We start from the raw sequence: 2500 nt of genomic DNA, 5'->3' as shown, positions 1-2500 counted from the left end.
TAATGTTGAAAAATTAGGGGATGACCTGTGGATCGGAGTGAAAGGCTAATCAAGCCGGGAGATAGCTGGTTCTCCTCGAAAGCTATTTAGGTAGCGCCTCGCGTCTCACCCTCGGGGGTAGAGCACTGTTTGGGCTAGGGGGTCATCCCGACTTACCAACCCCATGCAAACTCCGAATACCGAGGAGTGCAATCGCGGGAGACACACGGCGGGTGCTAACGTCCGTCGTGGAAAGGGAAACAACCCAGACCGCCAGCTAAGGTCCCAAATACCAGTTAAGTGGGAAACGATGTGGGAAGGCCCAGACAGCTAGGAGGTTGGCTTAGAAGCAGCCATCCTTTAAAGAAAGCGTAATAGCTCACTAGTCGAGTCGGCCTGCGCGGAAGATATACCGGGGCTAAAACTGGTAACCGAAGCTGCGGATGCTCTTAGGAGCATGGTAGAGGAGCGTTGTGTAAGCCGTTGAAGGTGGATCGGGAGGTCTGCTGGAGGTATCACAAGTGCGAATGCTGACATGAGTAACGACAAGGGAGGTGAAAAACCTCCCCGCCGGAAGACCAAGGGTTCCTGTCCAACGCTAATCGGGACAGGGTTAGTCGACCCCTAAGGCGAGGGCGAAAGCCGTAGTCGATGGGAAACAGGTTAATATTCCTGTACTCGCTATTACTGCGACGGAGTGACGGAGAAGGCTAGGCCAGCATGGCGATTGGTTGTCCATGTTTAAGGTTGTAGGCTGGGGACTTAGGCAAATCCGGGTCCCTAAGGCTGAGAACTGATGACGAAGCCCACTTAGTGGGTGAAGTGGTTGATGCCCTGCTTCCAGGAAAAACTTCTAAGCTTCAGGTAATAGTGAATCGTACTCTAAACCGACACAGGTGGTCAGGTAGAGAATACCAAGGCGCTTGAGAGAACTCTGGTGAAGGAACTAGGCAAAATGGTACCGTAACTTCGGGAGAAGGTACGCCGGTTTTGGTGATGGGACTTGCTCCCTAAGCTGAGGCCGGTCGAAGTGACCAGGTGGCTGCGACTGTTTATTAAAAACATAGCACTCTGCAAACTCGTAAGAGGACGTATAGGGTGTGACGCCTGCCCGGTGCCGGAAGGTTAATTGATGGGGTTAGCTTCGGCGAAGCTCTTGATCGAAGCCCCGGTAAACGGCGGCCGTAACTATAACGGTCCTAAGGTAGCGAAATTCCTTGTCGGGTAAGTTCCGACCTGCACGAATGGCGTAACGATGGCCACGCTGTCTCCACCAGAGACTCAGTGAAATTGAAATCGCTGTTAAGATGCAGTGTACCCGCGGCTAGACGGAAAGACCCCGTGAACCTTTACTACAGCTTTGCACTGAACTTTGAGCCTACTTGTGTAGGATAGGTGGGAGGCTTTGAAGCAGTAACGCTAGTTACTGTGGAGCCGTCCTTGAAATACCACCCTGGTATGTTTGAGGTTCTAACTCTGGTCCGTTATCCGGATCGAGGACAGTGTATGGTGGGTAGTTTGACTGGGGCGGTCTCCTCCCAAAGAGTAACGGAGGAGTACGAAGGTGCACTCAGCATGGTCGGAAATCATGCAATGAGCATAATGGTATAAGTGCGCTTGACTGCGAGTCAGACATGACGAGCAGGTACGAAAGTAGGTCATAGTGATCCGGTGGTTCTGTATGGAAGGGCCATCGCTCAACGGATAAAAGGTACTCCGGGGATAACAGGCTGATACCGCCCAAGAGTTCACATCGACGGCGGTGTTTGGCACCTCGATGTCGGCTCATCACATCCTGGGGCTGAAGCCGGTCCCAAGGGTATGGCTGTTCGCCATTTAAAGTGGTACGCGAGCTGGGTTTAGAACGTCGTGAGACAGTTCGGTCCCTATCTGCCGTGGGCGTTGGAGATTTGAGAAGAGTTGCTCCTAGTACGAGAGGACCGGAGTGAACGAACCTCTGGTGTTCCGGTTGTCACGCCAGTGGCATTGCCGGGTAGCTATGTTCGGACGGGATAACCGCTGAAAGCATCTAAGCGGGAAGCCTCCTTCAAGATAAGATCTCCCTGACTCCTTGAGAGTCCTAAAGGGCCGTGGAAGACTACCACGTTGATAGGCTGGATGTGGAAGCGCTGTGAGGCGTTGAGCTAACCAGTACTAATTGCCCGTGCGGCTTGACCATACAACAGAGATGGTTACTAACGACTAGCTAAGCTAGCGGATTGTGAGTTAGAGACATACAATCGCTTGCGGTGTATTACTACAGATTGTTTCACCGAATTATTTGGGTTGATTGTTAACTGAGAAAAACTCAGTGGCAAACGAACAGTCAAACGGCAGCGCAGGGCAAACGCCCATAAGACCAACGCCAACCCAAGCCAGTTTGCCTGACGACAATAGAGTTGTGGAACCACCTGATCCCTTGCCGAACTCAGAAGTGAAACGCAACATCGCCGATGGTAGTGTGGGGTCTCCCCATGTGAGAGTAGGTCATCGTCAGGCTTCTAATCCGAAAGGGCCACCC

2 rRNA genes (1 of these 2 only partly in view) are annotated in these 2500 nt (G+C 52.4%); both read left to right on the top strand.

What is annotated here, in order from left to right:
- Positions 1–2158: ribosomal RNA gene (locus tag ACJJID_RS16430) — 23S ribosomal RNA — on the top strand (it extends 724 nt beyond the left edge of the window).
- A gap of 204 nt (positions 2159–2362) precedes the next feature.
- Positions 2363–2478: ribosomal RNA gene (gene rrf / locus ACJJID_RS16425) — 5S ribosomal RNA — on the top strand.
- Positions 2479–2500: the final 22 nt, after the last annotated feature.

This window comes from Microbulbifer sp. CnH-101-G (genome assembly GCF_052466775.1).
Note: the sequence above shows the minus strand (reverse complement) of the source record. Positions and strands in the feature narration are given on the sequence as shown.